Raw genomic sequence first — 22,757 nt, 5'->3', positions numbered from 1 at the left:
TGACGTCCAGGGGCTGTCGAGCCGGGCCCTGCTCGCCCGGCTCCACCCTGGGGACAGCGGTGGCTGTCCGATGCTGTGCCCATTCCTGAGTCTCGGGGCCGGTGCGGTGTCCTCCCGAGGAACGGGCGACGCGCGTGACGGGCTCCAGGTGTCACGACTTCTTGGAGGCACGCGACATGTCGCTCAAGGAATACAAACCCGGCAGCGCCTTTCCCGGCACCATCGCGCGGACGCGAGATGAGTCGTCTCCGGCCTGGCCCCAGCCGGTGCGCTCGAAGGAGGGCGCGCCCAACGTCCTCTTCATCGTCCTGGACGATACGGGCTTCGGGCACCTGGGTTGCTACGGCTCGCCCATCCAGACGCCCAACCTGGACCGGTTGGCGAAGGGCGGGCTGCGCTACAGCGGCATGCACACCACCGCGCTGTGCTCGCCCACGCGCTCGTGCATCCTCACGGGGCGCAACCACCACTCCAACGGCATGGCCACCATCACCGAGGGCTCCATGGGGTACCCCGGCTACAACGGGACCATCCCCTTCGAGAACGGCTTCCTCTCCGAGATGCTGTTGGAGCACGGCTACAACACGTATGCCCTGGGCAAGTGGCACCTGACGCCCGCGGAGCAGACGAGCGCGGCGGGGCCCTACAGCCGCTGGCCGCTGGGACGCGGCTTCGAGCGCTTCTACGGTTTCCTCGGCGGCGACACGCACCAGTACTTCCCGGACCTGATGCACGACAACCACCCGGTGCTCCCGCCCAGGACGCCCGAGGAGGGCTACCACCTCACCGAGGACCTGGTGGACCGCGCCGTGGACTTCATCGCGGACGCCAAGCAGGTCGCGCCGGACAAGCCCTTCTTCATGTACTTCTGCACCGGCGCGATGCACGCCCCCCATCACGTGCCCCGTGAGTGGGCAGACAAGTACAAGGGCCAGTTCGACGAGGGCTGGGATGCGTACCGGCAGAAGGTCTTCCAGCGCCAGCTGAAGCTGGGCGTGATTCCACCGGGCACGAAGCTGTCCCGACATGACCCGGACGTGGCCGCGTGGGATTCGCTGTCCGCCGACGAGAAGCGGCTCTACGCGCGGATGATGGAGGTGTTCGCCGGGTTCCTGGAGCACACGGACCACCACATCGGTCGGCTGCTGACGTTCCTGGAGGAGACGGGGGAGCTGGACAACACGCTCATCATGGTCATCTCCGACAACGGCGCCTCCGCGGAGGGTGGGCCGCACGGCTCGGTCAACGAGCTGAAGTTCTTCAACAACACGCCGGAGTCGCTGGAGCAGAACCTGGCGGCCCTCGACGAGCTGGGCGGGCCCAGGTACTTCAACCACTACTCCTGGGGCTGGGCCTGGGCGGGGGACACGCCCTTCCGACGGTGGAAGCGCGAGGTGTACCGGGGCGGCACCACGGACCCGTTCATCGTCCATTGGCCCAAGGGCATTCGGACGCGCGGCGAGGTGCGCTCGCAGTACTGCCACGCCATCGACATGGTGCCCACGGTGCTCGACTGTCTGGGGCTGACGCCGCCGGACTCGCTCCGGGGGGTCACGCAGTCGCCCCTCGAGGGCATCAGCTTCAAGCACACGTTCGATGACGCGCGCGCCGAGAGCCAGCACCACACGCAGTACTTCGAGATGATGGGCAACCGCGCCATCTACCACGACGGCTGGCGCGCGGTGTGCCCCTTCCCGGGGCCTTCCTTCACCGAGGCGGGTGAGGGGTTCGGCGAGTCGCCGCTGACGGAGGAGCGGCTGCGCCAGTTGGACTCGGAGGGCTGGGAGCTGTACCACGTCGCGGAGGACTGCTCGGAGACGCACGACGTGGCCGAGGAGGAGCGGGGCAAGCTGCTGGAGATGATTGCCCTCTGGTACGTGGAGGCCGGCCGCTACAACGTCCTCCCGCTGTCGTCGCCGGACCGGAGCCTGTTCTCGCTGACGCGGCCGCAAATCAGCCCGGACCGCAAGCGCTACGTGTACCGGCCGCACACGTCACCGGCGCCGGAGAACGTGGCGGTGCACGTGCTCAACCGGCCACACTCCATCACCGCCAGGGTGGACGTGGAGGGCGACGCGGAGGGCGTGCTGCTCTGCCACGGCGGACTCACGGGCGGCTACACCTTCTTCATCCAGGATCGGCGGCTGCACTACGTCTACAACTTCGTGGGCGAGCGCGAGTTCCACATCGAGTCCGCGGTGGAGATACCCGTGGGGTCCTCGGAGCTGAGGTTCGAGTTCGAGCCCACGGGCGCGCCGGACCTGGCCCGAGGCCAGGGCGCGCCGGGACGCGGGCGGCTGTTCATCGACGGGGAGCTGGTGGCGCAGAGCGACATCACCGCCACCATGCCGCTGGTCATCAGCCTGGGCGAGGGGCTGACGTGCGGACGGGATGACAACTCCGCGGTGAGCACGATGTACCACCCGCCCTATGCGTTCCGGGGCGGCACGCTGCGAGAGGTGGTGGTGGACGTCTCCGGCGAGCACCTGCGCGACGAACAGGCCGAGCGCAAGACGGTGATGGCTCGGCAGTAGGCATGGGGTGACACGTCGTCGCCCCTCGGGGCCCGGTCTCTTCCCAGCGCTTCAGGGAGGCCGGGCCCCTTTTTCGTGTCACAGCACGGGCGTCGGCGGGTCGAAGCCCAGGAGGATTCCGCCGGTGAGCTCCAGCGTGGGCCGGGCCACCATGGCGTGCTGGGTGAGGGTGTGTACGTCGCGCAGGCAGCGCTGGAGCGCGCTCGTGTGGAAGACGGCGGGGCCTCCCGCGGCCTCGTACATGAGGTCCACGGCGCGCGCGGAGCTTCGTGTGGCGTGGGTCATGGCCAGGCGCAGCTCGGCCCTCGCGCGCACCGAGGCGGGGCCGCGGGAGGCCTCGTCGAAGACGGCGTGAATCGTCTCCAGCGCGAAGGCACGCGAGGAGCGCACGAGGGCCTCGGCCTCGGAGACGGCCTCCTGCACCGCGGGGCGCGCGGCCAGCAGCCTGCGCTCCACCACCACCGTCTTCTGGCGGGCCAGCAGGGTCAGCTCGTCGATGGCGCGCCGGGCGATGCCGAGCGCCACCGCGGGGATGCCCAGGCCGAGCAGGCCGAAGGGGAAGCCATACAGCGGCCGGGCGACGCGCGGGGGCGCGAAGAGCGAGAAGCCGTGGTCGTCCGGGACGAAGAGGTCCTTCACCTCCATGTCGCCGCTGCCCGTGCCGCACAGGCCCGCGGCGAACCACGTGTCGTGCAGCGTGACGTGCTCGGCGGGGAAGAAGAACAGGCGCGTCTCCGGCACGCCCTCGCGCACCATGCGGGGCTTGCCGCCCTCCGTCACCAGCGCGCCGCCAATCAGCCAGTGGCAGTGCTGACTGCCGCTCGCCCAGGTCCAGCGGCCGGTGACGCGGTGGCCACCCTCGACGCGCTCGGCGCGGCCCAGGGGCGCGGCCACGCCGCCGGTGATGACGTCCGGCCGTGAGAAGATGGCGCGGCCCACGGCCTCCGGGAGCCACGCGGCCGTCAGCGCGGTGGCCGCGCCAATCATCGCGTTCCAGCCCGTGGCGCCGTCCGCGCGCGCGAGCGCCTCGATGACCTGGAACGACAGCGCGGGGGGCAGCTCCAGGCCGCCGTAGGTCTCGGGAATCATCATCCGGAAGACGCCGGCGCGGTTGAGCTCGGAGACCAGGTCCGCGGGCAGGCGGCGCGCGCTCTCGATTTCGGCCGAGCGCTCGGACAGGCGCGGCGCGAGCTCCCGGGCGGTGGCGAGCAGGGGATGGACGGGGGGCGTGGGGAGACTCGTCATGGTGGACAGCCTAGGAAGACATGACTTCCTGTTGCCAGTCGGAGGTGGACGGAAGAAGGTGGGGCGCCTCGAACCCGGAGCCTGTCGATGAGCCCTCTGCCGAGCCGTCACATCGTCCTCGCGCGCCACATTCCCGGGCGTCCGGAGCCGGAGCACTTCCGGTTGGAGCCGGTGGAGGTGGGCGCGCCCGGGGAGGGGGAGCTGCGGGTGCGGACGTTGTTCGCGTCGGTGGACCCGGGGACGTTGGCGCGGCTGGGCGGCGTGGACTCGTATGCGCCGGCGTTGAGGCCCGGAGAGGTCATCGGGAGCGCGACGGTGGGCGAGGTGTTGGACTCGCGGGACGCGCGCTACGCGGTGGGGGACGTGGTGGCGGGCGGGTGGGGCTGGCGCGAGCACGCGGTGGTGAGCGCGAAGGGGCTGCGCAAGGTGGAGCGCGGAAGCGAGTCCCTGTCCGCGGAGCTGGGCGTGTTGGGCATCCCGGGGCTGACGGCGTACTTCGGCATCCTGGAGCTGGGGCGCCCCCAGGAGGGCGAGACGGTGCTGGTGTCCTCGGCGGCGGGCGCGGTGGGCTCCGTCGCGGGACAAATCGCGAAGCGTCAGGGGGCGCGGGTGGTGGGCATCGCCGGTGGGGCGGAGAAGTGCCGCTGGGTGAAGGACGCGCTCGGCTTCGACGCGGTCATCAACTACCGGGCGGAGGTGGACCTGGGCGCGGCGATTCGACGCGAGTGTCCACGGGGCGTGGATGTGTACCTGGACAACGTGGGCGGGACGATGCTGGACACGACGCTTGCGTGCATGGCGCTCAGGGGCCGCGTCGTGGTGTCGGGACTGGTGGCGGACTACGGCGTGCCGCCCGAGCAGCGCGCGGGCCTGAAGAACACGCCGTTCCTCATCACCCACAGGCTGCGTATGGAGGGCTTCGTGGTGCTCGACTACTTCGCGCGCTTCGGCGAGGCGCGGACGGCGCTGCGCGAGTGGCTCCAGGACGGCACGCTGAAGCACCGCGAGCACGTGGCGGAGGGACTCGAGTCCGCGCCCGCGCTCTTCGCCGGGCTGTTTCGCGGCGAGAACTTCGGGCGCGCGGTAGTGAAGGTGGGGTGAGGCGCGCCACGGCATCGCGGCGCGCCTCGGGGGAGGCTAGCCGTTGGGGCCGGGGCAGGTGGGGATGAGCCCGTCCGGGGTGGAGGTCAGGTCGTTGCAGTTGCGGCAGTCGAGCGGACAGGACTGGGTTGTCTCGCCACCGTTGCAGACGAAGTCACCGCACTGGGCGCAGTCGCTCCCGCACGTCCTCGAGCTCTCGCTGTTGCTGCAGACCCCATCGCCGCACCAACCGCAGTCATCGGCGCAGGAGGTGGCGGTCTCCCGGGGGCCGCAGATGCCATTGCCGCAGACGGTGCAGTCCGACGCGCAGCTCAGCTCGCCTTCGTGGGCATTGCAGCTGTTGTCGCCGCAATAGACATACGCGGCGTGGGCCGTGTAGAGCGTCGTGTTCCCTCCCTCCGTGACGATGGCCTTGGCCGCCCACTGGAAGTCGTAGGCCACGGTGTAGGCGTTGGCGTTCCGGGTGTCCTCGTCGTCGGTGAAGATGACACCCGCTCCCTTGCCGAAGCGGAAGTAGGGGGTCGCGAAGACGCCATACTCGAACTCGAGGATGGGCAGCGAGCTGGCGGGAGTCGTCGCCCCCGTGAAGAGGCAGAAGTACAGGGTCGTGTCCCGACCCTGCAGGTTGGGCCAGATGTTGGCCGAGTTCGAGTTCGAGTTCATGTTGTCGCGGTCTTCGTTGTCGAAGTAGCGACTGAACTCGGCGCTGCCCGCGGGACAGCTCGCCCCCAGCTTCAGCAGCGCGAAGTTGCTCGACGGGCCCGCGCTGGTCGAGAGCGCCCTGAACTTGTTCCCGTCGACCCGACAGAAGGTGAAGGTGGTGTTGCCGGCCCCGTTCACCTGGGTGGCCCCCACCCAGCCGCTGACAGAGCTGGTCTGGCGGCTGTCCTCGTTGTCCATGTGAATCCAGACGGTGGGAGCGAAGGCCGGGCAGCCACCCGCGGGCGCAATGACTCCCACGTCATTCGTGCTCAACGGGGCGGACGAGGAGGCGACGACCTCGATATCCGGTTCGAGGTGCGAGGGTTGCAGGTCTTCTTGACCACAGCCCAGTTGCGTGGAGCACAGCGCCCAGACCACGAGTCCACGGACGACATCGCGCATGAATCCCCCCAGGGGTTTGATTGACAGGCGCAGTCTGGTTGCTTCTGTAGTTTAGTCAATGATTTGTGAGAGGGTTTCCTGGGGCCGTCAGGGCTTGGCCGTGGCGCCGAGGTGGGTGACGTAGCGCGTCGGGATGCCGGAGGGCGTCCAGGGACCCGACGTGCGCTCCGTGTCCACCGCGATGATGACGATGTCCTTTCGCTGCCCCAGCGCGACGAGCTCGCTGGGGCGCGGCTCCACGGCGCCGGCGGCGCCGCTCACCCCCTCGGGGAAGAAGAGGGCGCGGTCCTTTTCCAGATAGAGCACCGGGATGCTCGCGCCCTGGGCCTCGGCGTCCTCGGGCGCGAAGACATGCACCGTGCTCCCAAGCGACTCCAGGCGCAGCCCACAGGACGTGAGCAGGACGGACAGGGTGAGAAGCCAGCGGCGCATGACCATTCTCCGTGCCCCGACGCGAGGCCGGGCACCGCGATTCGTGTGGGACCCATGGGGATGGGCGTGTGTGTCTGTCGTTGCCGGGGCGTCCCTCCGCCTCAGGTGGGCGGAGCGACGTCGCAGCGCCCGGAGGCGCGTCGGGTGAGGTCTTCCGCGACGGAGCGCAGCAGCGTCCCCGTCAGGCTGCTGCGGCCTGCCTCTGCCTCTTCATCCTTCCACCGCAGCCACGAGGCCATGCGTCCCAGGCTGGCCGCCGTCACCACGTTCAGCCTCACCTCCACCTGGACGACGAAGCGGTCGGCCACGTCGGGGCGGGACTCCAGCGTCCAGGCGACGCGCTCCAGTTCCAGCGCCGAGGGCCCTTGTGGAAGCAGCCGTCCATCCAGCAGATAGCCCTCGCGGCCGTAACCAATCACCTGCGTGAGCCGCGCGCCGTCCAGCCGGGTGTTGAACCACAGCGTCCGGCGCTTCCACAGCGACAGCTCCACCTCCACCTTGCCCGCCATGCCCAGCCGCACCAGCCGGTCCAGCTCCTCCGAGAGGAAGGCGAAGGCCTCCGGGCGCACCAGCACGCGCCGACCGGAGAGCGTGGCGGTGCAGGCGACGCGAGGCTCCTCCGCCAGGGCCTGGGGCGCGAACAGCCCCAGCGCGGCCACCATCGCCGCGCCGAGCCTGCGTCTGCGGTGTATTCCCGTGCGTGCCATGGGCCTCTAGAACGTCCGCACGAAGAACAGGCGCGCCTCGGGCGTGGCCGTGGCCTTCTCGTCCGTGCGCCACGCGACGTCCATGCGCACGTCGTCGGTGAAGTGGAAGCTCGCGCCCACGCCGAGTCGCGGGTCCGTCCACTCGCCCTCCCCGCGCACCGTGCCCAGGTCCGTGAAGAGACCGAAGGCATGCCACCGGTACTCGGCGCTCGCGAGCATGGACACGTCGCCCTTGAACTCCTTGAAGCCGAAGCCTCGCAGCGCCGTCCACCCACCGAGCGCCTCGCGCTTCTGCTCAGGCAGGTTGTCACCGCCCGCGCCCCGCAGGCGCAGCCGCAGCCCCGTCTTCGCGCTGGTGGGCACCACCAGGGAGGCGTCGCCCACCAGCTTCCAGAACCGCTCGTCCGCGCCGGTGGTCGCCGGCCCCTCGCCCACCTCCAGCGTCATGAAGGCGTGCAGGAACGGGCGGTGGTCCCAGTCCCCGTCAATGTCGAGCAGCGCCGTCTCCGGCGTGCGGAACAGCGAGCCCACCTTCGTTCCGCGTGGCGCGTTGCTGGCGTACTCCACCCGGGCCACCACGGACTGGAAGCGGCCCTCCGTCACCGGCGCGTTGGGGAAGGGCGGCGAGTCGCGGCGGAACAGCGAGAGCGGCGGGGAGAAGCTGCGCAGCGTCTCGTAGCGGTCCGAGTGGTACTCGACGCCCGCGAGCCAGTCGGACCAGCGGAACGTGGCGAAGCCCGCCACGCCCTTGCGGCGAAAGTAGTCGCGGTCCGGCCGGTTGATGAGCGCCGAGTACAGCGACGAGTCGATGTCGCTCATCCGCCAGCGGTCCAGCGTGTCGGTGAAGTCGTGCGCCTGGGCGCCCAGCTCCGCCAGGCCCACCGCCGGAATCTCCACCTTCGCGCCGCCGAGCAGGTTCACCCGGCGCTGCCGCTTCGTGCCCTCGGGGTCGTCGGGGATTTTCTGGCCGCCCAATCGCAGCGCCAGGAACGCGGCGGCGTCGAGCGTGGTGTGGATGCGGTCCTTCCCATCCCAGAGGCGCAGCGAGCCCGCCAGGCCCGGCGCCAGTCCCGTCACCTGCGTGTGGATGGGCAGCAGGGACACGTCGACGTCCGGGCGGCGCGGGCGCACGTGCACCACCAGCTTGCGACCCTCCAGGGTGATGCCGTCCCCGTCGCGGCCGTGGCGCCAGGACTCGAAGAGCTCGCCCCAGCTCAGCTCGACCTCGACGTTGTCGCGGCGGCGCTTCTCCTTCCGCTTCTGCTCCTGCGTCCGGTAGTGGCGCACGCCATCGGCGGTGCGCTCCTCGACGATGCGCGCGTCGCGGCGCCGGGCCGTGTCCCGGGAGTCGGTGTCCACGCTCTTCGCCTCCAGGAACGGCAGGCGGGCCTCCAGCCGCTCCATGGCGCGGCGCGCGTCGCTGCGCAGGAAGACGTCTCCGGGCTTGAGGTCCAGCGCGTCGCGCACGCGGTCGGCGATGGCGCCCTCCACGCCCACGACGTCGACGGCCTCCAGTCGTCCCTCGTCCACGATGACGGTGAGCTTGCCGTCCGGCGTCAGCGTCCCCGAGAGGCTCGCGAGCATGTAGCCGTCCGAGCGCAGCTCCCTCAACGCGCGCTGCAGCGCGGCCGTCACGCCGCCGAGGACGATGCCCGGGCGGTACGTGTCCTTGTCCATTCGGGCCAGCCACTCGCGGGGCGGGTGCTGGGGCGGGCAGGGCCTGGTGACGGTGAGCGTGCCGCGCGCGCCGTTCACCCGAAGGGTGGCGACGAACTCCTCGTCCTCCTCGTCGCCGTCCTCGTCCGGGTAGCGCGGCGGCAGGTGGAGCAGCTCCTCCAGGATTTCATCGAGCTGGAGGTCCCGCAGGCCCTCGACCTCCACCTGGGTGACGATGGGGTGCTCCTCCAGGTGGATTTCGAGCACCGCGGCGCCCTGCTCGGTGACGCGCACGCGGGGCTCCACGCGGGAGAACAGGCCCGTGCGCGCGAGCCGGCGCAGCGTCTGCCGGAGATTCGCCGGTGTGGGCGTGCTGCCCTCCTCCGGGGTGGGACGGATGAAGGCGCGGACCTGGGCGTCTGTCAGCCGATGCAGGCCGTGCAGCTCGAGCGTGGTCGGCGTGAGCGCGCGGCCGTCGACGTCGAGCTGGAGCGGCGCGAGCACGGACAGCTCGTCGCTGTCGTCGTCCTCCAGGTCCTCGTCCTCGCACAGGTCGCGCTGCTCGCGTGACGCGTCCTTGCGGCCGTCGCGCGACTTCTTGCCGCGCTTCGAGCGCTGGTGCTCGGCGCGTGCGTCCTCCTCGGACGTCTTCACGCGGAGCTGACCGTAGTCGCCCTCGGGCTCGGACGCGTGCTTGTCGTCACGCTCGTCGTCGGCTCGCGGGTCGCGCCCCTCGGGCTGGGCGGCGCTCCCTGGACTCGCCGTGGTGGCGGGGCCAGGCGTGGTGGAGGAGGGCGTGTCGACGGCCTGGGGCCCGGCGGCGACGCCAGCGTCCGGCACGGACTGGGCGCCGGAGGCGAGGGAGACGAGGCAGGAGAGAAGCGCGAGGCGGTTCATGCGCATGGGACAGAGCACGCTGCGTTCCAGCCGCCGCGTCGTGACAAGTGCTTGAAAGGACGAGGGCCGGCCAGCCGTGTCGATGTCATGGGCACATCCTGATGTCGAATCCGGATGTGATACTGACATCGCGCCCCGCGATTGCGGCACGTCTTCACGCCTGTCCCGAGGGAGCACTCCGGGTCCCGGAGGCTCGCGCTGTCGGAGGACGTGGGTGTGTCAGACGGGGCGCGGCCTTCCGGCCCGGCGTCCCGCTTCGTCTCAGCCCGGGAACTCGGCCTGGTGCGCGTCCCACCACTTCAGCCAGCCGCGCCGGTTCGCCTCCAGGTCCCCCACGACGCCCTCGCCGAAGGTGGTGACGCCGGTGATGCGGCGCAGCGCCGCGCCCCAGAACACGCTGCCGTGGCGATAGCGCTCGATGATGAGCGGCACCGCCGCGCGCCCGAGCCCCACGAGCGACTCGAAGGACGGATGCTGGACGAACACGAAGGGATTGGATGCCTCCCGGTGCTCCTCGCAGTGCCGCTCCCACTCCGCGGCCAGGGCGTCGAAGCGCTCGCTGGACGGGCTCATGACACGCTCACCGGCCGGGGCCGCACGTAGACTCGCACGGGCGCACCATACGAAGGCCCGGTGAGGTCGTCAGCGCTGTTGTGACGGATGAGCGGCTGGGTGCCGATCTTGCTCGTGAAGCGGCCCTGCTCGTCCATCAGCGCGCCGTGCGTCACCTCGAGCGGGCCGTTGCCCGTCACCGGCTTGCGGCCGTAGATGACCACCTTCTCCAGCGTGGGGTCGTGGCTCAGGTCCAACGTGTCGAGCGGCTGGTAGCCCTGCTGCGCGTAGAGCTTGTCGAAGTCCTCCACGCGCGTGCCCGGCCAGACCCACTCGTTGCGGTTGCCCAGCGTCCACGCGATGCAGTTGTAGCGCTGTGACGAAGGGCCGATTCCCACGAACTTGTCCGCGCTGAGGTTGGGGAAGCTCTTGCTGCGCAAGAGCTCGTTCTTCCAGCCCGGCTCCGCGTCGTCGCGCGTGACGCCCACGGAGAACTTGAAGTTCTGCCCGTTGGCGGAGTCCCACGTCGTGTTGTCGTCCGCCTTGCCGCGGAACCAGACCTGCACGTCCGTGGCCTCGAAGGGCACGCGGACCGAGGGCATGAACGCGCCGCCCTTGCCGCCGTCCTGGGCCTGCAGGTCCAGCGGGAACTCCAGCGGCGGCTCGCCGTTGAAGGAGACGCAGGCGACGACCTCGGTGGGCGTCTTGCCGCCCGCGAGCGACTTGAGCCGGTCCTGGTCATACGCGAGCTGCAGCTTGTCGCCCGCGCGCAGCGTGCCGTCCACCTGCGTCTGGAAGTCGTCGGTGAAGGACACCGTCGCGCCCTCGGCGGAGGCGATGGAGGCGTCGCTGCTCGGGTCCCACTGGTTGCTGGTGCGCCCGGACGCGTCCGTGGTGCGGAAGGAGATGCGCACCAGGCCCGTCGCGTCTGGAGGGACGTCGAAGGTGCCCGGCTGGAGGTTCAGCCGGCCCTGTGCGTCGCGCGTGCCGTCCGACATGGGGACGACGTTCTCCGCGCCGCCGGGGACCAGCCGCCACACCAGCTCCACCTTCTGGTGCTGCGACGAGAAGCGCGCCGGGTCCGCCGTCACCGTCAGCGGCTTGCCCGCCTCCGCGTGGAAGGAGGGGCCACGGCCCGAGCCGGTGGGCAGGTGGACCTGTCCCTGGCCCTCGACGTGCGCCGTGGCGGTGCGCTTGCCCGAGCCGAAGTGGGCCGAGTACCCCGTGGCCGCGTGGAGCTGGGGCTGGATGTCCGCGGCCTTGGAAGGCAGGGCGACCGCCGCCGTCGGGAGCGCGGTGCCCAGGAGGGACGCGTTGGGGCGGGCGGCGCGCGACTCGAACTGGTCGACCTTGGCGCGGGTCTGGGAGGACTTGTCGCCGGTGGCCCGGGCCGACCGCTCGCGCTCCGGGGTGAGGCCCGTCTGCGCGGTGGGGACGAAGGTGGGGCGGCCGATGCGGTTCGACATGGGGCGACTCTTCCTGTGGGGCGACCTGGGGGTGGCCGCATGGGATTATCGCCCCGGGGCTTCCTGGGTTTCCTGCTCACTGGGAGTCGCACGGGGAATCCCGTTGAAGTTGCTGGACACTGGACCCAGGATGCCATCCGCCCTGGATTTCGGGAGATTCACCTTCGGGGGACTCTATGAGGTGGGTTGGGATACTCCCGCTGCTGTTGCTCACGGCCGGTTGTGCCACCGGCCGCGTCGTCCAGCTCGACACGGGGAGCGGTCAGCGGGTCGTCCACGAGTCCGTGGACGTTGACCCGGTCGAGGTCACCGAGGATGAGTTCAAGTCCGCCCTCACGGCACTCATCCTCGACCTTCGGATGGACGTCGCCTTTCGCGAAGCGGACGAGGCCGACCAACGAGGTTGGGTGCGGTCCAGGACGCTGCTCGCGTCCTCGAAGGGCATTGTGGACTCAGGCCATGGAGGCTCGCCCGAGTCGCTGTCCGCGCGCATCTGCCCTGATGGCGATGAGTGCCTGACCCTCGTTGGGGCAACGGGTCTGACCTTCTCTCGCAGGGACCGGACGTTGATGGCGCTGTCGTTTCGCGCTCGATACTGTTTGGGAGAGCGTCGAGGTGGAGGTCGGCAAGGTGCTGAACCCGGCGGCACTCAAGGCCCTGCTGACCTCGGCTGCTTTGACAGTGCTCCTCACGATGGCTCTTCCTGAGCCCATCACGAAGGTCATCGCGGTGGCGTTGACGGCGGCGATGGTGGCCTACCTGGGCGTCCTGCCGGTCTGGGAGATCGGCCGGGGCTTCGTGAGGTTGTGGGACGACGCGGAGCGAGCAACGAGCGTCATCGAGTTGCAGGACATCGGGCATCGGTTCGGGAGGGTGTTGGGGACGAACGGCACGCGCGTCCTGGTGCTGCTCGTCACCGCGGCGCTGGGCGGCAAGAACGCCATGGCGGCTCAAGGTCCGAAGCTCCCTGGCTTCTCGCAAGCCGTGGTCCGAGCGCGGGCTGAATCGGGGTTCCAGCTCGGAGCGGCGATGAATGGCGGTGTGACTTCGATGGCGCTTCCCGCCGCCGGCGTGCTCCATGTCGCGCTGGCGCCTGGCGCAGCCGCTGCCCTGGCGATGTACTCGGATGGGCGGATTCCCGGTGACGAGGTCGGGCCTGTTCACCACATCTGCACGAACAAGAACTCGATTTCGGATGCAACAGGGGGGCCGTGGACGCCCGAGTGTGAGCGCATCTTCAAGAAGGCCGGTATGAGTCTGGAGGATGCGGCAAACAAGGTGCGGCTCAAGGGGCACGAGGGCCCTCACCCCGAGCTGTACCATCGAGAGGTCATGCAGCGCCTCGACCGCTCTGTTTCGCGTTGCCGGACGATAGAGACCTGTCGTGCAAGCTTGACGGAGGAGCTGGCGCAGATCGCGAACGAGCTGATGACGCCGGACTCCAAGCTTCGGCGTTTCATCGTGAAGGTGGAGGAGTAGGGTGGAGCGCCACTTCTATTGGGTGAGGCTTGCCAATGTGCCGCATTGGCTCCTTGAAACGCCAACACGAGCCTCTGGCGAGGCGTTCGATGAGCCTTGGATGTTCACAGAAGGGCACGTCCTTGTAGATCCTGGGCCCCTCAAAGCGCGGATTTCACATCCCGGCCAGAAGCGCACATTCCTGTTCGCGGGGGTCGAGGAAACGCCCCTCGGTCATGAAGAAATCGCTGACGTCTTCCGAACCCTGGCACCCGATGACGTTCAACTCTTCCCTGTGTCAATCGAGGGAGAGTCTGATAGGAGCTTCGTCGTCAATGCCATCAAGGCGGTTGATGCCATTGATGAGGCACGGTGCGCGGAAGTGCAGCACTACCGCGAAGGAACCTTCCCTGAGTTCGCAGGTCAGTACCGTTGGATCTACGGGCTTCGCATCGACCCCTCGAAGACCGAGGGCGCGCAGGTCTTCCGGCTGAAGAAGTTCAAGGTCGCGCTCGTTGTTTCCGAAGACATCAAGAACGCACTCGAAGGAGTCGGGAACCTTGGAGTGTCATTTGAACGCGTGACGGGCCCCAGCGAAGGATAGAATGGCACGCCAAGGCCACCACCCACCCCGAGAACCCTCTGATGCTCGCTGACCTGCTCCCCGAACTGCCCCTCGACACCGCCCGGAGGTTTCGGGTGATGACCGCGTGCGCATGGCTGATGTTCCCCCTGGCGTGTTCACACGTGGACCACACGCGGGACGAGCAGCGGATTCGTGAGCAGGTGGACGCGCAGACGGCGGCTTGGAACCGCCAGGACGCGGTGGTGTGGTCCCAGGACTTCGCGCCCGACGCGGACTTCATCAACATCGCGGGGACGATGTTCGAGGGGAAGGCGCAGATCCAGGAGCGCCACGCGGCCATCTTCGAGTCGCTGTTCAAGGGCAGCCAGAGCAAGGTGACGGTGCGCCGCATCTCCTTCGTCGGCGACGACGTGGCGGTGGTGGACACGACGCACGAGGTGACGGGCCATCCGGGCCTTCCTCCGGGCGTGCAGAACACCGAGCCGGGAGTCCTGAGGACGCAGATGCGCTACGTGATGCAGCGCTCGGCGGACGGCGCGTGGCGCATCGTCGCGGGGCAGAACACGGACGTGAAGCCGCGGCCCGCGGCTCCGTGAGGCGCTGTCAGCTCACGGGGAGCCCGAGCGCCTTGATGCGACGGTAGAGGTTGCCCCGGTCCACCTGGAGCAGGCGTGCGGCGCCGGCGATGCTCTCGCCTTCCTGGAGCGCGGCGCGGATGAGCTCACGCTCGAAGTCCTCGACGTGCTCGCGGTAGCTCTTCTCGCCCACGCTGGCGCGCTTGGGGGTGGGGGAGGCGAGGGGGCCGGAGACGGCCTCCGGTCCGAGCAACATCGGCCCGTCGCCGCGCAGCAGGTTGAGCCGCTCGATGACGTTGCGCAGCTCGCGCACGTTGCCGGGCCACGGGTAGGCGCGCAGGGCCACCTCCGCGCCGGGCGCGAGCGTCAGGGGCACCTCGCGTCCGGCGAACTCCGCGGCGAAGGCGCGGGCGAGGGGGAGCAGGTCCTCGGGGCGCTCGCGCAGCGGCGGGATGTGGAGCGGCATCACGTTGAGGCGGAAGAAGAGGTCCTGTCGGAAGCGGCCGTCCTTCACCGCGCGGGCGAGCTCCTGATGGGTGGCGGCGAGCACACGCGCATCCACCGGCACGGGCGCCGAGCCGCCAAGTCGCTCGACCTCGCGTGTCTCCAGCACGCGCAGCAGCTTGGCCTGCAGCTCCAGCGGCATGTCGCCAATCTCGTCGAGGAACAGCGTGCCGCCGTGGGCCTGCTCGATGCGCCCCGCGCGCCGACTGTGCGCGCCGGAGAACGCGCCCTTCTCGTGGCCGAACAGCTCGCTCTCCAGCAGCGTGGACGGGATGGCCGCGCAGTTGACGGCGACGAGGCGTCCCTTGCGGCCCGAGGCCAGGTGCAGCGCGCGTGCGACGCGCTCCTTGCCGGTGCCGGTCTCGCCGGTGATGAGCACCGCCGTGTCGCTCGGGGCCACGCGGGTGATGAGCCGGCGCAGGGCCTCCATGGCGGGGCTGTCGCCCACGAGGTGTCCAGGGCGGGCGAGCGCGTCCAGCAGTCGCTCTCGCTCCTCCTGGAGCGCGCCGAGCGCCAGTGCGTTGCGCAGCGCCGTGAGGAGTCGCTCGGGGGAAGGGGGCTTCTCCACGAAGTCGGTGGCGCCGAGCTTCAGGGCCTGCGCGGCTTCGGAGGGAGAGGCTTCGCCCGACAGCACGACGACGGGCACGGGCAGGGGGCGGGGCAGTCGCGCGAGGAACTCCAGGCCTGTCTCTCCGGGCATGCGGAGGTCGAGCAACATCATCGCGGGCGGAGCCTCGGGGGCATCGAGGACGCGGGTCGCCTCCGCGGTGGAGCGGGCCTCGACGACAGTGAAGCCCTCGTCGCTCAACAGGCCCCGCAGGGCTTTGAGGACGCCGGGGTCGTCATCGATGACGAGGATGCGAGGGCCGGGCTTCATGACGGAGACACCTGGAGAGGTTGAGGCACGAGGGGATGCTCCACGTCGTGCGGGAGGCAGCGCATGGCATCGAGGACGCCAGGGTCGTCATCGACGACGAGGATGCGGGGGCCGGACTTCATGACGGAGACACCTGGAGGGGCCGTGGCACCAGGGGGACTCCACGCCGCGCAGGAGGTCGCGCACCGGCGTCGAGGATGCCAGGGTCGTCATCGACGACGAGGATGCGCGAGCCGGGCTTCATGACGGAGACACCTGGGCGGGCGGAGGCACGAGGGGAAGCTCCACGCTGGCGAGCGTACCGCCGCCCGGCGCGGGCTCCAGGCGAAGCTGTCCGCCGTGCTCGTGCGTGATCTTCTGCGAGATGGGCAGCCCGAGTCCGCTGCCCTCGGGCTTCGTGCTGAAGAGTCCACGGGTGAGCGCCGCGCCCTCGAGGACACCCGGGACGCCGCTGCCTCCATCCGTCACGGTGACGCGCACGCCGCCCGTGGAGGACTCCTCCACGCAGACGCGCACCGGAGCGGCGCTCTCGGAGGATGCCTCGGTGGCGTTCTTCACGAGGTTGCCGAAGAGGCGGCGAAGTCCGTCCGGGTCCGCGCGCAACGAGACCTCGGGACCGGGGACGAGCTCCACGGGGACCGCAGACGTCCGCGCGTACAGTGAGCAGACCTCGGAGAGCAGCGGCCGGAGCGGCACGTCCTGGAAGTGCGGCGCGGGCAGCCGCGCGAAGGTAGAGAAGCTCTGCGTCATGCGCATGAGCAGCTCCACCTCTTCCTGGAGCAGCGCCACGGACTCGGAGATGCGCGTGGTGTCCGCGGCAGACGCCGGGTCCGAGCGCGACAGCCGCGCGAGCGAGAGCTTCATCGCCGTGAGCGGGTTCTTCAGCTCATGGGCCAAGGCGCGCGCCACGTCCTGCCATGCGGCGATCTGCTCGGCGGACTTCGCGCGCTCGCGTTGTGCGACCAGCTCCTGTCCCATCCGGTTGAACTGGCCCAGGAGGAACTGGAGCTCGTCGCGCGGCGGGTCGACGGCAGGCAGACGCACCGACAGGTCGCCACGGGCATAGGCCCACATGCCCTCGGTCAACGTCGTCACCGGCCGGGTCAGCGCGCGGCCGAGCAGCACGGCGGCCAGCGCGAGCACACAGCCCGAGACGAACACGAGCACGGTGATGAACGCGGGGACCCGGCGCGCCAGTGCCCGTCGGGTCAGCTCCGCCTGCGCGAGGTTCAGCCGCGCCTCGTCCAGTGCGTCACGAGAGAGCCCTTGTCGCTCCAGGTTCACGGACACCTCGTCCAGCACGGCCTCCACGGGCGCGACGGAGACGGACAGCACACGCTCCAGGACGCCCTGCGCCACCACGCCCAGCAACACCAGGGGCACGAGTCCCGCCAGGAGCATCACCGCCAGGAGCCGACGACGGAAGCGAGGGGGCGGGGGCGTGGAGGACATGGCGGAAGCTTCGGGAAGGAGGTCGACAGGCGCACTACGCGGGAGCCGCGCCGCGCTTGCAAGCCCCTCCACTTCCCGGCGCGGACTGAATCGCCGCGAGGGCCGGACACACCCTGCCTGGGGCCCTCCACTCCATGGCGTTGCCGGCCTGGTCAGATGCCCGCCTCTCTCTCGTGCTCTCCGTCTGCGTCGCCCACGTGGGAGCGGCGCACCACTCGGCTCATCCGAGTTGATGGCGATGTGGCCTGGACACCTCGCCTCCTCGTGCCCCCACGAGGGGGCCGAGCCTCGCCACCCAACCGCTCCACGGTGCTGATAGCCTCTCGGTCCGGATGCCCCGCTTCCTCGCGCCTTCCCAGAGCTGGCTGTTCGGTCCGCGCGTGGACCTCGCCGTGTTCGCTGGCAGTGCCCTCGCGTCCGTGGCCCTCGTGCTCGCCGCGCCGTGGCTCGGCGCCGCGGGGGACACGCCTCCTTGGGCGTGGCTGCTGCTCGTCGTCTGCGTGGACGTGGCCCACGTCTGGTCCACGCTGTTCCGCACCTACCTGGACCCGGGGCAGCTGCGTGAGCGCCCCGGGCTCTACCTGGGGGCTCCCCTGGTCGCCTGGGTCGTGGGCGTGCTGGCGCATCAAATCTCCGCGGGCGCGTTCTGGACCCTGTTCGCCTACGTGGCGCTGTTCCACTTCGTCCGCCAGCAGTACGGCTGGGTGGCGCTCTACACGCGCAAGGCCCGCGCCTCGGACCTGGAGCGTCGCCTCGACGCCGCCGCCATCTACGCCGCCACCGTGGGCCCCGTGGTGTGGTGGCACGCGAACCTGCCGCGCGCGTTCTGGTGGTTCGTCGAGGGCGACTTCCTCCCGGGGCTGCCCCCGTGGCTCGGCACCGTGGCCCTGGTGCTGCACGCGGGCGTGCTCCTCACCTGGGCTGGCCTCCAGCTCGCCCGCGTGGCGCGCGGCGAGGGACTCCAGCTGGGCAAGGTGCTGCTCATCGGCGCCACGTGGGTGACGTGGTTCGGCGGCATCGTCCTCGCGCGCGACGACTTCACCTTCACGGTGATGAACGTCGTGCTGCACGGCGTGCCGTACTTCGCGCTCCTGTTCCGCTACGCGCGAGGCCGCGACGGGGAAGGGGACTTCGGCGTCGCCAGCTCCATCCTCCGCGCGGGCCTGCCGGGCTTCCTCCTGTTCCTCGTGGCGCTGGCGTTCGCGGAGGAGCTCCTGTGGGACCGCTTCATCTGGCACGAGCGCACGGGCCTCTTCGGGGGCTCGGAGTGGACGCTGTCGCCGGACCTGCTGGCGCTGGTGGTGCCGCTGCTCGCGCTGCCGCAGGCCACGCACTACGTGCTGGATGCGTTCATCTGGAAACCCGGCCGCGAGCCCGCGTTGCTCGCGCGACTGGGCTGGGCACCTCGGGCGACACGCGAGGGTCCAACAATCGCCACCTCGCGCGAATCGGCGATGGCCATTCGTGGAGGGAGTGAATAAGGGTTTGAGGTTCTATGCCTCGACTCCTGCTCGTCTCCAATCGTCTCCCTGTCACCGTCAAGGTGGAGAAGGACAGTGTCGCCGTGGTGCTCAGCTCCGGCGGGCTGGCCACGGGCCTTCGACGACCCCATGAACGCTCCGGCGGCCTGTGGATTGGTTGGCCCGGTGACGTGTCCCGTCTGTCGGAAACCCAACGCACCCAGGTGGAGGCCCGCCTCGCCGAGGAGCGCTGCGTGCCCATCCACCTGTCGCCCAGCGAGGTGAGCCGCTACTACGAGGGCTACTCCAACCGGGTGCTCTGGCCGCTGTGCCACTACATGCTGGAGCGCGTCCCCCGGCAGGACCGCGACTGGGAGGTGTACCGCAAGGTCAACGAGCGCTTCGCGGACCTGGTGGCCCGGCACTATCAACCCGGTGACATCATCTGGGTCCACGACTACCAGCTCATGCTGGTGCCGGGGCTGTTGCGCCAGCGCCTGCCCGAGGCGCGCATCGGCTACTTCCACCACATCCCGTTCCCCTCGTCCGAAATCTTCCGCACGCTGCCCCGTCGCGAGGCGCTGCTGAAGGGGCTGCTCGGCGCGGACCTCATCGGCTTCCACACCGTGAGCTACGTGCGGCACTTCTCCGGCTCGCTCTTGCGGCAGCTCGGCCTGGACACGGACGTGGACCGCATCATGTGGGAAGGGCGCCAGGTGCGCGTGGGCGCGTTCCCCATGGGCATCGACACGGAGGCCTTCGAGTCACTGGCGAAGGAGCCGAGCGTGCTGGAGGAGGTCGCGTCCCTGCGGCGCAGCGCCGAGGGCCAGCGCATCCTGCTGGGCATCGACCGGCTCGACTACACGAAGGGCATCCCCCGCCGGTTGCTCGCCGTGCAGCGCCTGCTGGAGCGCGAGCCCACGTGGCGCGGGCGGCTGCGCTTCATCCAGGTGGCGGTGCCCAGCCGGACCCAGGTGAGCGAGTACGCCACGTACCGCGAGCAGGTGAACGAGCTGGTGGGGCGCATCAACGGCCAGTACGGCACGACGCAGAACGTGCCCGTGCACTACCTCTACCGCTCCTTCAACGAGAAGCAGCTCACGGGGCTGTACCGCGCCGCGGACGTCATGCTCGTCACGCCGGTGCGGGACGGGATGAACCTGGTGGCGAAGGAGTTCTGCGCCGCCCGGCCGGACGACGACGGCGTGCTGGTGCTCAGCGAGTTCGCCGGCGCGGCGGACGAGCTGCACCGGGCCGTCTCCGTCAATCCCTATGACGTGGAGAAGGCGGCGGACGCCATCGAGGAGGCGCTGGAGATGGGCGAGCCCGAGCGCCGCGAGCGCATGCGCGCCCTGCGCGCGCAGGTGAAGGCCCATGACGTCCACTGGTGGGTGTCCAGCTTCCTGGGGCGGTTGCAGGGGCTGCCCTCGGTCTCCGTCCGCAAGTTCCAGGGCGCCACCGAGGCGCTGGAGGTGATGAAGTCCGCCGGGCGGCTGGCGCTGATGCTCGACTATGACGGCACGCTGGTGGGCTTCGCGCGCAGGCCGGAGCTGGCCGCGCCGGACGATGCGCTGCGCGAGCTGCTGGCGAAGCTGCTGGCGCGGCCGGACCTCTCGGTGAGCGTGGTGAGCGGCAGGCCCAAGGAGACGCTGGAGGCGTGGTTCGGGACGCTGAACCTGGGGCTCTACGCGGAGCACGGCCTGTGGTCGCGGCCCAGGCCCGGGGACACGTGGAAGATGCTGGAGGGGGTGTCCGCCGAGTGGAAGGCCGCGGCCCGGCCGGTGCTCGACGAGTTCGCCGCGCGCGTGCCGGGCTCGTTCGTGGAGGAGAAGTCCGCGTCGCTCGCGTGGCACTACCGGCAGGTGGACCCGGAGTTCGGCGCGCTGCAGTCGCGCGAGCTGCGGCTGAAGCTGGCGGAGACCTTCGCGCGCAGGCCGGTGGATGTCCTCCCAGGCGACAAGGTGGTGGAGGTGCGGCCGCACGGCGTGCACAAGGGCCGGGTGGTGGAGGGCGTCCTGCGCGGGCTGCCCCCCGGCACGCTTGCGGTGGCCATCGGCGATGACCGCACGGACGAGGACCTGTTCGAGGCCATGCCCGAGGACGGACTCACGATTCATGCGGGCAACAAGCCCACGCGCGCCACCTATCGCGTCAGCGGTCCGGAGGAGGTGCGCAAGCTGCTCGCCGCGCTCGTGGCCTCCTGAGCGCGGATGGGCTGGGGGCTTCGCGCTCGCCCGCAGGTGGAGGCGGGTGCGGGGAATGGATGGCTGGGATTGCGGGTCTGGATGTTTGTCTTTGATTGGGCAGTGTGGTGGGGTCTGCGTTATCAGACACGCCGCTGTCCACTCCAGAGCGAGGTCCGCATGTCCGAGTCCCGTGTTCCGGTGGCCGAGTCGAACGCGCGTGAGCGCGAGTCCCGTTTCGCGCGGCTCTTCGCCGCCGAGGTGTTCCGTCAGCGGGAGCATCAGACGCTGGGCGAGCGGGCGCGGCATGCGTACCGACAGCTCCAGGAGGTGCACCGGGGGCTCGGGTCGGGGAAGGCCATCGCCCAGGACCTGCCCAGCCTGTTCGCGCTGTTCGAGTGGTCGGCGATGCTGGCGCCGGAGCTGTTCCTGGTGCTCAGCGGGCACTTCAACCTCACGCTCAACGCGCTGCTGAGCCTGGGGCGCGGGCGCACGGACCTGGAGGACTACCTGCGCGAGCTCGACAGCGGGGACTCGGTGGGCGTCTTCCTGCTGACGGAGCTGGGGTATGGCAGCACCGTCTTCAGTTTGGAGACGGAGGCCGAGTATGACCATGACCGGCGCGGCTTCTGGCTGACCACGCCGCGCGACGCCGCGTTGAAGTTCATGCCGAACGTGGGGGCGGAGGACGTCCCCAAGCTCGTCGTCATCGCCGCGCGGCTCAAGGTGGCCGGGGAGGACCAGGGCGTCTTCCCCTTCATCCTCCGCCTGAGGGGGAAGGACGGCGGCCTCCATCAGGGCGTGCGTGTGGTGCCCCAGCCGGAGCGGCCGCTGTATGCCATGGACAACGCGATGATCGGGTTCGACCGTGTCTGGCTTTCCTTCCGGGACTGGCTGCCGGGGGACGCGGGCTCCATCAGCGAGCAGGGGGTCTTCCACAGCGATTACGGCAAGCGCGAGCGCTTCCGGCGCACAGTGGAGATGCTCCAGACGGGGAGGGTGGCCTTGGCGTGCGGGACAGTGGCGAGCGCCCGCGCGTCGCTCTCCATCGCGCTGAGCTACGCTCGCCAGCGGCGGGTCGCGGTGCCGGACCGGGGCACCGCGGCGATGCTGGACTGCTGGAACGTCCAGCACGACCTGCTCGTCGGGTTGGCTCGCATCCACGCCTGCACGCTGTTCGGCCGGTTCGTGCAGGAACGCTTCAGTGAGGAGGGGGACGAGGAGCGCGAGAGGCTCTCGCTGCTCGCCATGCTGCTCAAACCGTACATTTCCCGGACGGCCTTCGAAATCATCCAGACGTGTCGGGAGCGTTGCGGCGCGCAGGGCATGTTCGGCGTCAATCGCATCCCGGAGTACCTGGGGACATGTCAGGCGGTGATGACGGCTGAAGGGGAGAACCAGGTGCTCCAGCTCACCGCCGCCAGGCGCCTGGTGATGGGCGAGCACCTCTGGACCCCCTCGGAGGGGACGGACGCGGCGCGGACGGAGGGCTCCAGCCTGTTCGCCGAGCGGGCCCGACGGCTGCGGACGCGAATCGCTCAGGGCCTGGAGGCGCCTCTGGGGCCCGGGGAAGATCGCTTCGAGCGTTGGAACGCGTGGTCCACGGAGGCCATCGCCCTGGCGGAGGCGCAGGGCGAGGCGCTCGCGCTGGAGTGCTTGCAGGTGGCGCTCCGGGCGGAGGTCCCGTCGTCGGAGGGATTCCGGACCGCGAGCGCGGTGCTCCGGGTCTTCGTGGCCGACGGCCTGCGGCGTCACGCGGGTTGGTTCCAGTCCGAGGGGCTGCTCGGCGCGGAGGAGGCGCGGCGGTTGGACGTGGAGCTGCGCGAGGCCTGCGTGGAGCTGCTGCCCCACGTGCCTCGGGTGCTGGAGTCCTTCGCGCTGCCCGAGGCCCTGAGGGAGGCGCCCATCGCCGCCCCGGAGGGTTACGTGGAGGCGTGGGCCCGACGCTTCCGCTGACCTGACGTGGTC

16 protein-coding genes and 1 pseudogene are annotated in these 22,757 nt (G+C 70.1%); 8 read left to right on the top strand and 9 right to left on the bottom strand.

The genetic code is table 11. From position 1 onward, the window contains the following. The first annotated feature begins 176 nt into the window (after positions 1 to 176). On the top strand, positions 177 to 2,534 hold the full coding sequence (locus OWM54_RS13980; protein WP_267697820.1) for an arylsulfatase: 2,358 nt from the start codon (positions 177 to 179) through the stop codon (positions 2,532 to 2,534). Positions 2,535 to 2,612: 78 nt separating this feature from the next. On the opposite strand, the gene OWM54_RS13975 is transcribed toward OWM54_RS13980, so the two are convergent. Next, entirely contained in the window at positions 2,613 to 3,779 is a 1,167-nt protein-coding gene (locus OWM54_RS13975) for an acyl-CoA dehydrogenase family protein (protein WP_267697819.1), read from the bottom strand. An 87-nt stretch (positions 3,780 to 3,866) separates the two neighbouring features. On the opposite strand from OWM54_RS13975, the gene OWM54_RS13970 reads away from it, so the two are divergent. Continuing rightward, complete coding sequence (locus OWM54_RS13970; protein ID WP_267697818.1) at positions 3,867 to 4,880, top strand: NADP-dependent oxidoreductase; 1,014 nt, start codon at positions 3,867 to 3,869, stop codon at positions 4,878 to 4,880. A gap of 36 nt (positions 4,881 to 4,916) precedes the next feature. Here OWM54_RS13970 and OWM54_RS13965 read toward each other — a convergent pair whose 3' ends face one another. The 6 genes from OWM54_RS13965 to OWM54_RS13940 form a co-directional block, all read right to left on the bottom strand. Further along, positions 4,917 to 5,984 (bottom strand): hypothetical protein, encoded by a 1,068-nt coding sequence (locus OWM54_RS13965; RefSeq protein ID WP_223746259.1) that lies wholly within the window; start codon positions 5,982 to 5,984, stop codon positions 4,917 to 4,919. Between the two features lie 87 nt (positions 5,985 to 6,071). Further along, positions 6,072 to 6,416, bottom strand: coding sequence for a hypothetical protein (locus OWM54_RS13960; protein ID WP_223746260.1), 345 nt, complete (start codon positions 6,414 to 6,416; stop codon positions 6,072 to 6,074). 101 nt (positions 6,417 to 6,517) lie between these two features. Further along, positions 6,518 to 7,123 carry a hypothetical protein gene (locus OWM54_RS13955; RefSeq protein ID WP_223746261.1) on the bottom strand — a complete coding sequence of 202 codons (606 nt, stop codon included), beginning with the start codon at positions 7,121 to 7,123 and terminating at the stop codon, positions 6,518 to 6,520. Positions 7,124 to 7,129: 6 nt separating this feature from the next. Continuing rightward, entirely contained in the window at positions 7,130 to 9,682 is a 2,553-nt protein-coding gene (locus tag OWM54_RS13950; protein ID WP_223746262.1) for a hypothetical protein, read from the bottom strand. Positions 9,683 to 9,937: 255 nt separating this feature from the next. Further along, positions 9,938 to 10,249 (bottom strand): hypothetical protein, encoded by a 312-nt coding sequence (locus OWM54_RS13945; RefSeq protein ID WP_046711330.1) that lies wholly within the window; start codon positions 10,247 to 10,249, stop codon positions 9,938 to 9,940. Then, positions 10,246 to 11,694 (bottom strand): DUF6209 family protein, encoded by a 1,449-nt coding sequence (locus OWM54_RS13940; protein ID WP_223746263.1) that lies wholly within the window; start codon positions 11,692 to 11,694, stop codon positions 10,246 to 10,248. Before OWM54_RS13940 ends, OWM54_RS13945 begins: the two co-directional genes overlap by 4 nt. 176 nt (positions 11,695 to 11,870) lie before the next feature. Here OWM54_RS13940 and OWM54_RS13935 point away from each other — a divergent pair. The 3 genes and pseudogenes from OWM54_RS13935 (at position 11,871) to OWM54_RS13925 (ending at position 14,334) form a co-directional block, all read left to right on the top strand. Further along, positions 11,871 to 13,173: pseudogene (locus tag OWM54_RS13935) on the top strand (AHH domain-containing protein). Between the two features lies 1 nt (position 13,174). Continuing rightward, complete coding sequence (locus OWM54_RS13930) at positions 13,175 to 13,756, top strand: imm11 family protein (RefSeq protein WP_223746264.1); 582 nt, start codon at positions 13,175 to 13,177, stop codon at positions 13,754 to 13,756. A 98-nt stretch (positions 13,757 to 13,854) separates the two neighbouring features. Beyond that, entirely contained in the window at positions 13,855 to 14,334 is a 480-nt protein-coding gene (locus OWM54_RS13925) for an SgcJ/EcaC family oxidoreductase (RefSeq protein WP_141328359.1), read from the top strand. 7 nt (positions 14,335 to 14,341) lie between these two features. On the opposite strand, the gene OWM54_RS13920 is transcribed toward OWM54_RS13925, so the two are convergent. Together OWM54_RS13920 and OWM54_RS13915 are read right to left on the bottom strand one after the other, a co-directional pair. Beyond that, a complete protein-coding gene (locus OWM54_RS13920; protein WP_223746265.1) occupies positions 14,342 to 15,694 on the bottom strand; it encodes a sigma-54-dependent transcriptional regulator in 1,353 nt (450 codons plus the stop codon). Positions 15,695 to 15,934: 240 nt separating this feature from the next. Beyond that, on the bottom strand, positions 15,935 to 17,146 hold the full coding sequence (locus tag OWM54_RS13915) for a sensor histidine kinase (protein WP_223746266.1): 1,212 nt from the start codon (positions 17,144 to 17,146) through the stop codon (positions 15,935 to 15,937). 332 nt (positions 17,147 to 17,478) lie between these two features. Here OWM54_RS13915 and OWM54_RS13910 point away from each other — a divergent pair, with 332 nt between their 5' ends. From OWM54_RS13910 to OWM54_RS13900, 3 genes are all read left to right on the top strand, one after another. After that, positions 17,479 to 18,627, top strand: coding sequence for a hypothetical protein (locus OWM54_RS13910; RefSeq protein ID WP_223746267.1), 1,149 nt, complete (start codon positions 17,479 to 17,481; stop codon positions 18,625 to 18,627). Between the two features lie 14 nt (positions 18,628 to 18,641). Beyond that, positions 18,642 to 20,810 (top strand): bifunctional alpha,alpha-trehalose-phosphate synthase (UDP-forming)/trehalose-phosphatase, encoded by a 2,169-nt coding sequence (locus OWM54_RS13905; RefSeq protein WP_223746268.1) that lies wholly within the window; start codon positions 18,642 to 18,644, stop codon positions 20,808 to 20,810. 159 nt (positions 20,811 to 20,969) lie between these two features. Then, the gene (locus tag OWM54_RS13900; protein ID WP_267697817.1) at positions 20,970 to 22,745 is read left to right on the top strand and encodes an acyl-CoA dehydrogenase family protein; all 1,776 of its coding nucleotides are present in this window, start codon (positions 20,970 to 20,972) and stop codon (positions 22,743 to 22,745) included. Positions 22,746 to 22,757: the final 12 nt, after the last annotated feature.

Source organism: Myxococcus sp. MISCRS1, from assembly GCF_026626605.1.
Lineage (GTDB): Bacteria > Myxococcota > Myxococcia > Myxococcales > Myxococcaceae > Myxococcus > Myxococcus fulvus.
The sequence above is the reverse complement of the archived record's forward strand: the minus strand, read 5'-3'. Positions and strand labels throughout refer to the sequence as shown.